The 7,229-nt window shown below is 63.3% G+C and carries 5 protein-coding genes; 2 read left to right on the forward strand and 3 right to left on the reverse strand.

Annotation, left to right across the window (positions count from 1 at the left end; genetic code table 11):
• The first annotated feature begins 71 nt into the window (after positions 1–71).
• Positions 72–854 (forward strand): alpha/beta fold hydrolase, encoded by a 783-nt coding sequence (locus TX78_RS01040; protein ID WP_081652465.1) that lies wholly within the window; start codon positions 72–74, stop codon positions 852–854.
• A 51-nt stretch (positions 855–905) separates the two neighbouring features.
• Here TX78_RS01040 and TX78_RS01045 read toward each other — a convergent pair whose 3' ends face one another.
• The 3 genes from TX78_RS01045 to TX78_RS01055 are packed head-to-tail and all read right to left on the reverse strand — an operon-like array spanning position 906 to position 6,557.
• Positions 906–2,222: a hypothetical protein gene (locus TX78_RS01045; RefSeq protein WP_044492870.1), complete on the reverse strand. Its 1,317-nt coding sequence runs from the start codon at positions 2,220–2,222 to the stop codon at positions 906–908.
• Positions 2,219–5,350, reverse strand: a complete 3,132-nt coding sequence (locus TX78_RS01050; protein ID WP_044492872.1) for an AAA family ATPase — start codon at positions 5,348–5,350, stop codon at positions 2,219–2,221. The genes TX78_RS01045 and TX78_RS01050 overlap by 4 nt, the downstream gene beginning before the upstream one ends.
• Positions 5,331–6,557, reverse strand: a complete 1,227-nt coding sequence (locus tag TX78_RS01055) for an exonuclease SbcCD subunit D (protein WP_049897263.1) — start codon at positions 6,555–6,557, stop codon at positions 5,331–5,333. Before TX78_RS01055 ends, TX78_RS01050 begins: the two co-directional genes overlap by 20 nt.
• 93 nt (positions 6,558–6,650) lie before the next feature.
• Here TX78_RS01055 and TX78_RS01060 point away from each other — a divergent pair.
• The coding region (locus TX78_RS01060) for an ADP-ribosylglycohydrolase family protein (protein WP_187118343.1) at positions 6,651–7,229 on the forward strand (579 nt) is incomplete at its 3' end.

A 7,229-nucleotide genomic window follows, 5' to 3' on the forward strand; every position in this document is an offset into this window, starting at 1 on the left:
CTCACCGATGAGCCGCAGCTGCTGAGCGAGATCGCTGCGTCCACCAACAAGACTCTGCAGCTCGACGCCTAATGAACGCCCTTTGGTATCCCGCGCCGGAGTCCTTGCGGACCCGGCGCGGGCTCACCGTTCACCGCTGGAAACACTCCAGCCCGACTGCATCCCCGGTGCTGCTGATCCACGGCTTTGCTTCCAATGCCCTGTTCAACTGGGTCAAAACGGGGTGGTTGGACCCCATGGCCGCCCTGAACCGGGACCTCATCTGTGTTGATCTCCCAGGACACGGGGCATCCCGCGAGGTGAATCCCGCTGGGTTACGGATGGCTCATCTGATCGAGGACCTCCACGAGTTGGTGGGCGCATTGGGCACACCGGTGGCCGCCCACGGTTATTCCCTGGGTTCACGCATTGCCTGGCAGTTTGCTTACGACCACCCCGACGACGTGGAATCTCTCGTCATGGGCGGTTCCCCGGTCTCCGATGAGGTCTATCAGGTGCACCCTGAGCAGGCTCGCCGCTGGGCGGCCGGCGGGCCTGAACCTGAGGATGAAGCGACCCGCAAGTTCATCACTGTGGCCGCGGCCCTGCCGGATCAGCATCTGCAGCACGTTGTGGAGCTACGGTTGAGCCTCGCTCACGATGTCTATGCCCCTTCGGCTACAGTCCCCCAGGTACCCACTTTGGTAGTGGCTGGCGATAGGGACACTATCGCTGAAGGAGCCGACGCCCTGGCTGATCTGGTGGCAAGCCACGGCAATTGGTCGGACTTTGTCTCCCTGCCTGGACGCAATCACGTCAATGCGTTGACCGCGCGTACCTACAAGGACGCCGTCGTCGCCTTCCTTACCCGGTGAACCGTTCTACGGGCGGTCATGCTGCCCCAGACTCGTGCCGAAGTGACCCTGCTAGTGCCGCAGTGATGTTCTGACCTGGACCGCTACCGCAATTGCCCCGAGAACAACTAGCGCCGCTCCCCAGCCGCGCTCCCATTCATGTGAGACGACCCCGGCCACGGTCAGTCCGATCAGCAGCCCGATCAGCAGCGCAAAACCCAGGACGGTCAGGGTCCTCGCTGTCGCCTGAGACCGAGTACGGAGGGCTTCCCCGTAGAGCTGAGCCAGTCCCTCGCTCTGCCACCAACCCAGCACCGCAGCGATGAAAGTCGTCAGGCCCATCCCCCACCCTGGCGAGGGCAGGAACACCGCCGCGAGCAACAGCACTACACCCGCACTGACCAGCACAGTTCCCAGCAGGCGTCGACGACGCTGCAGCGGAAGCCGACTGCCTCTGCGCAGCCGCAACCAGACGATGGCGGCCAACGTCGCCCCGGCCAAAGGCAGCCCGAAGAATGCAGGGCGGCCCAGTGCCAGCCCGGCATCCAGGGCAGTTATCCAGAGACCTCCGAGAATCAGCCCGAAGCACAGCATGACCGGCGCGTACAGACGGTAAAGTCCGTGCCGACTATCGCCAGAAGACCCGCCGGTGGGTCCAGCGTCAGACACCCTTGAACGACGGTCCGTCCAGGTCTGCAGGGCTTCGGCTTGGGCGGTCTCCGCACCGGGAACCGGCGCTGGGACGCGGAGTCGGGCGGCCTCAGTGGATCGTGTAGGAGCCAAGCTCAAGGCCAGAATGGGCAGGACGACTGCGGTGAGCACTGCCGAGGTGATCAGCGCAGCTGAAGGACCCGCTCCGAAACCATGAAGGCTGATGATCACAGCGGCACTGAGAAGCGCCACCTCGTCCGCTTGGGCCTCGGCCATAGCGACTTGTGCGGGGCCTGTCTCGGTATGTGTCCCAGGTACCTTCGAATCCTCACTGATGCCATGCTGTCCTGAGGTCGCGGGTTGGCGCAGAAAGACGGCGGCCGCCGGAGTTGTGAGGCCAGCAAGTAGAGCGAAGCCCACCATGGTCCAATACGTCACTACCGCGGAACTGCCCAGCTGCTGACTCAAGAAATGCTCAGCCGCGCTGACCAGCAGAACCAGAAGCAGCACATGCAGGACAGCCCCGCCGAGCAGGACATTGCGGCTTCCTGCTCGGTCTGCCGCCAGTTGGGCTGCAGAGGGGGCCAGCGCTGTTCCCACCAGCGCGGCCGCCACTGCGGTAGCGATGGTGAAACCAGAGCCGGTGGGGGCAAGGGCCAGTGCAAGTGCCAGTGGCAGCAGCAACGTCGGCACGCGCGAGGTGATGCGCAGAATTGAGGTCCCCGTGCTGTGGATCATCCGGGCAGCTTCACTTTCAGGGTGGAGCCGTTGCGGTTCTTAGTGACCTGCAGCTGAGCCGGAATCTGCCGGTGCATCTCGGTGACGTGACTGACAACTCCAACCCGTCGTCCCTCCCCCTGCAGCCGGTGCAGAGCTGTCATCACCGATTCCAGGGTTTCCTCGTCCAAAGAGCCGAAGCCTTCGTCGATAAAGAGGCTTTCCATGCCGATCCCACCGGATTCAGCCTGCACTACTTCGGCAAGCCCCAGAGCCATAGACAGCGACGCCATAAAGGTCTCACCCCCGGAAAGCGACGATGTGGGACGTTGTTCATCTGAGTGCTCGTCATGGACTTTAAGGTCCAGTCCCTGCTGGCCGCGGCCGCGTTTATCGTCGTCATGGAGCAGCTGGTATCGGCCCTCGGACATGGCATCCAGATGCCGCGAGGCGGCTTCAGCGACTCGCTCGAGCCGTGCGGCCAGAACGAAGGTAGTCAGCGTCATACGCATCGGGTTATCCGGTCCGGCACCGTTGATAGTAGCTGCCAGCTCGGCGCGGCGCAGCTGTTCTGCGGCCACCGTCTGTCGTTCCTGCAGCGCTTCCTCCAGTGACTCGATGCAGCCCTGAACTGCATCGAAGCGGGCTTCGAAGCTGAGCAGATCCTCGCGGCAGGACTCCCAGATCGACTGTCTACGCCGGTTGAGCTCTTCAGCTGCCTCACTTTCTTCGGCCGAGGGCGGCGTGTGGCCGCTCTCGTGCTTGCGGCGGCCTTCGGCAATATCCGGAAAATCCTGCTGGGCAGCCAACCGCTGGCCGGTGGCTTCGTAGTCCTGCACAGCAACAGACAGCTGCTGGAGCTCTTCGGGCTCCAGCAGCGCAGCCTGTACATCCTCGACAGTGTAAAAAACAGACTCGTGAAGCTGTCCCTGGGCTGATTCTTCGGCATTGTCTCGCTGGTTGACCGCAGAGTCGCGGTGCTGAATGCTGGTCCGGGCCGTCTCTGCCAATTTCTGCAGCCCACTCAGGAACTCCAGTCTCGCATGCACGCTGGTGTGCTCTCCGCGCAGGGCCTCGAGTGTCTCAGCCAGGGTCTGCAGTTCAGCGCTGAGCTGCTTCTGCTCGGCAGCCGAAGTCTCGGCTTCGTGGTGCGCCTGACCAGCCTGCTGCTGAGTCTGCGCGAGCTTCTCCTGCAGCTGGACGATTTCCTCCCGAAGCCTGTGCTGGGAACGACGGCGGGCACGCAGTGCCTCTACTGTCTGCTGGCATTGCCGGTGCTGGCGCTGCAGTTCTTCAAGACTGCTGGCAGCGCAGTCTCCGAGCCCCTCGGTGGTCTCCTTCAGATGCTGCTGGGCTGCAGCAAGCTCTGTCTCACTACAGTGAACCTGTTGGCGGCTGAGTTCCAGGTCTTGCTGAGCGGATTCGACCTGATCGACACTGATAGCTTCGGAGTCCGCCCGATAAGGGTGCGGGTGTTCGGTAGAGCCGCAGACTAAACATGGTTCGTCAGCGGAGAGCTTCTGGGCGAGCTGGGCGGCCATATTGGACAGATACTGTGCGGATATTCTGCGGTATGCATCCTCCATCAGCCCCACCCCCGCACGGTTTTTCTCCGTAGTCTCTTCCAGCTGGGCCACGCGCTGTTGTTGGCTGTCGCGGCGGCGAGCAAGCTCCACACGATCAGCCGCCTGCTGGGTGTCCTGCGCCGCGTTCTCAAGCGCGGAGTCCAGCTCTTCCAGGTCCACGAGCTGGGAGTGTTTCTGCTCCAGATCACCGCCCAGCTCTTCGCTCTCGGCGAGCAGTTCCTGGGCGCGCTGCGCCGCAGCGGCGGCTCGCTGTTCAGCCTTGTGCCGCTCGGCGCTGAGCACCCGATGCCGGTCCTCTAAGTCGGATGCGTCCTGCTGGGTCAAACGAGCGCGCAGTCTGATGATCTCCTGGTGCAGGTTCTCGATGGTTGAATCATCTGCATGACCTTCGGTGATGACCGGGCTGTGCGGAATATCCTGCTGGTCTTCTAATGCTGCCTGGAGGTCCTCGGCCGCCTTCTGCGCATGGGCTGTGGCATCAGCTGCGCGCTGCCGGGCCTGGTCGGCCGCGGCAAACCACTGGTTCAGATGGCGGGCCGACTCATGGGCGGCGAGCTTGTCCCGTTGCTTCTGGATATCGGGGCCGTGCGTCTCATGTGCGGTCATCGCCTCCAGATGGGCGCGGTAGGCCTGCAGCTGGCGTTGAGTCTCTCGAATCGCGGCAGCTGCAGCTTCTGCTGCTTCGTACTCCTGCTTAGCCTGGTCTACAGCAGCCTGAAGCGCGGCTCGGTGAGCAGCGGCTCTGGTGGTGACCAGTTCTGCCAGCTGCGCTTCCGCCACGGTCTCCAATCCCGCATCTGGGGGTTCGGTCTCGCCGTGCTCATCCTTGTCTGCCACCTGCAGTGGCGGCACGTTGAGTTCCGCGTCCTTGGTCCCGGTGGCCAACAGTGCCGCCGCATCCCGACGCAAACTAGAACCGAGCATGCTGATCCGGCCATCGATGTCTGCAAGCTGGGCTTCAGTCTCCCGGGAAAGCGCGCGAAGGTGCTCCTCCAGCGCTCGAAACCGATCAGTGTCGAAGAGCTTTTCCAGCAGCGCCTGCTTCTCTCTGCTGCTGGCATGCAGGAACTGAGCGAATGCCCCCTGCGGAAGCAGGATCACCTTGGTGAACTGCGCCATGTCCAGACCGATGATCCGGCGGATCTCATCACTGGCAGCCTGAATTCCGGAGGTCACTGGACGGAACTGCTCGCCGTCGTGCACCTGAAGCATCACCGTCTGATTGATCTGTCGCCACTGCGAAGCGTCACGGACCTGCGGGCGCAGGTACTGCGGGGTGCGGCGAATCCGGTAGCGCTGCTCTCCCCGACTAAACACCAACGTGACAAAGGGCTCGCGGGAAGCGGGGGCATGGTGGGACTTCAGCAGGTTCTTATCCCGCTCTCCCGGCACATCCCCGTAGAGCGCGAAGGTGATGGCATCAAGGACCGAGGTCTTGCCCGAACCTGTCCGGCCTTGCAGCAGGAATAAGCCGTCCTGGCCCAGGGCGTCAAAGTCAACGGTTTCTTCTCCGGGGAAAGGCCCGAAGGCGCAAAGTGTCAGCTCATGCAGCTTCACCGGCACGCACCTCCTGAAACGCCTGCGAAATCAGTTCCACCTCGTCGGTATCTGCACGCCGGTCTCGGACGTGCTCCAGGAAGGCGGCAACGGTGTCGACGTCGTTGCTGGCCGACTCCACTTTGTGCGAATAGGTGCTCGAGGACCTCACCCGCCCGGCGCCCTCGTAGCTGAAAACCGCCAGATACGGATATGCCTCCTTGATGCGCTGATGAGCGCGTTCGGGGCGCTGCGGATCAGTGAGCCTGACCTGCACATAGGCATCAGCCCATTGCGTGAGAGTCTCATCGGCTAGCACTTCGGCGATTTCTCCACGCAGCTTCTTCACCGGTCGGCCAATCCGCCAATCCAGTGCCGTGGCGCTGATGCCCTCTTCGGTGCTGGTCTCCAAGAGCCAGGCGCCTTTGGCCTGCTCGGATTCGGAGAAGGAATACGTCAGCGGTGAACCGCTGTAGCGCACACTGGCGTTGAGTTGCTGGCGGCCGTGCAGATGGCCCAGCGCGACGGCGTCGAAGCCGTCAAAAGTCTCCAGTGGGACAACTGAGAGCCCGCCGATGCTGTCTTCGTGGTGCTCCGGGGACTCCCCTGCTGGCGCGTCTACGCCGATATTGCGCTCAGAGTCCGAGGCCGTTCCCTTAGCAGCGAAGAGGTGCGCCATCAGGATGACCCGGGCGCCGTCGTCCTCGCGTTGGTTGAGGTCCTCCCGGATCCTGCCGATGACCGCTTCCATCACCGCCGTGTGGTTGGCCCGGGCGCAGCCCAACTGAGCGGCATAGAGCTGCGGCTCCAGATACGGCACGCCGTAGACCAGCACCGGTCCGGTCTCATCGGCCAGTTCAATGGGCTGCCAGGCCTCCTCCAACGAACTGCGGATATGAACCCCAGAGGAGGCCATCAGGCCGCGCGCGAAGCCCAGCCGGGCGGCCGAGTCATGATTGCCCGAGGTGATGATGACTTTGGCTCCCAGGGCGACAAGCCTGGTGAGGCAGTCCTCCAGAGCTGTCACCGCCCATTCGGGAGGAAGCGCCCGATCATAGACATCCCCGGAGATCAGCACTACATCCACCTGCTGCTCCTGCACGGTCTGGCACACCGTGTCCAACATCTCCTCCTGTTCAGCGCGCAGCGAGTAGCCGTGGAAGCCACGTCCCAAATGCCAGTCAGAAGTGTGCAGGAACCGCATGTCCCCCACGTTATCGGCCAGCTCCGACATCGGCTCGCGCCACTCCGTGACAGCATCTGGCTTGAAGCCCTGTCCTGGGTTGAAGCCCTGCCCCGCACTAGAGCTTCGGTACGCTTAGTCCCTGTGAATGACGCCCTCGTGATCTCCCGTCTCCGTTCGGTCCTGCTCGCTGGCCTGCCGCGCAGCTCCCCGGGTACTGCGGTTCCCATTCATGGTGAAACTTTGCACCAGCTGTGCCTGACCGAGGGGCTGCTGGAACTGCTGGACTTCACCCGGCATGGCAGCGCGGCAGATCCGCTGGCATGTATGTGGTTGGCCTCACTGCGGTGGTACAAGCTGCTCCATGGCAGCTTCCCGTTGAATGCCCCGCAGCCCCCGCAGCAGCCGGTGGACCATGGTCTGACCGTGCTGAAGGACGCCGGGGCGCTGCACATCCTGCCTGGTACCGCTGACGCGTCCCTGCGCGGATTGGCTTCTGGGGACATGGGCTACCCCAGTAGCCCTGCTCAGCCACAGGAAACAGCGGATGCGGTGCTGATCCGAATACTGCCCATTGGGCTGGTGCCCTATATTGAGGACCAGATGCGTCGCAGCTGGGCCGAACAAGCCGTCGCCCTGACCCACGGGCACCCCGATGTAGTGGAGACCGCACAGCAGCTGGTGACAGCCGTCCACCGTCTTGCCGCGGGAGAACCCTTCGAC

This window comes from Nesterenkonia massiliensis (genome assembly GCF_000455245.1).
Classification (GTDB): Bacteria; Actinomycetota; Actinomycetes; order Actinomycetales; family Micrococcaceae; genus Nesterenkonia; species Nesterenkonia rhizosphaerae.

What these genes read in the sequence shown, in the direction of transcription:
- TX78_RS01055 (WP_049897263.1), bottom strand. Translation starts at nt 6,557, where the DNA reads ATGTCGGAGCTGGCCGATAACGTGGGGGACATGCGGTTCCTGCACACT.
- TX78_RS01040 (WP_081652465.1), top strand. Translation starts at nt 72, where the DNA reads ATGAACGCCCTTTGGTATCCCGCGCCGGAGTCCTTGCGGACCCGGCGC.
- TX78_RS01045 (WP_044492870.1), bottom strand. Translation starts at nt 2,222, where the DNA reads ATGATCCACAGCACGGGGACCTCAATTCTGCGCATCACCTCGCGCGTG.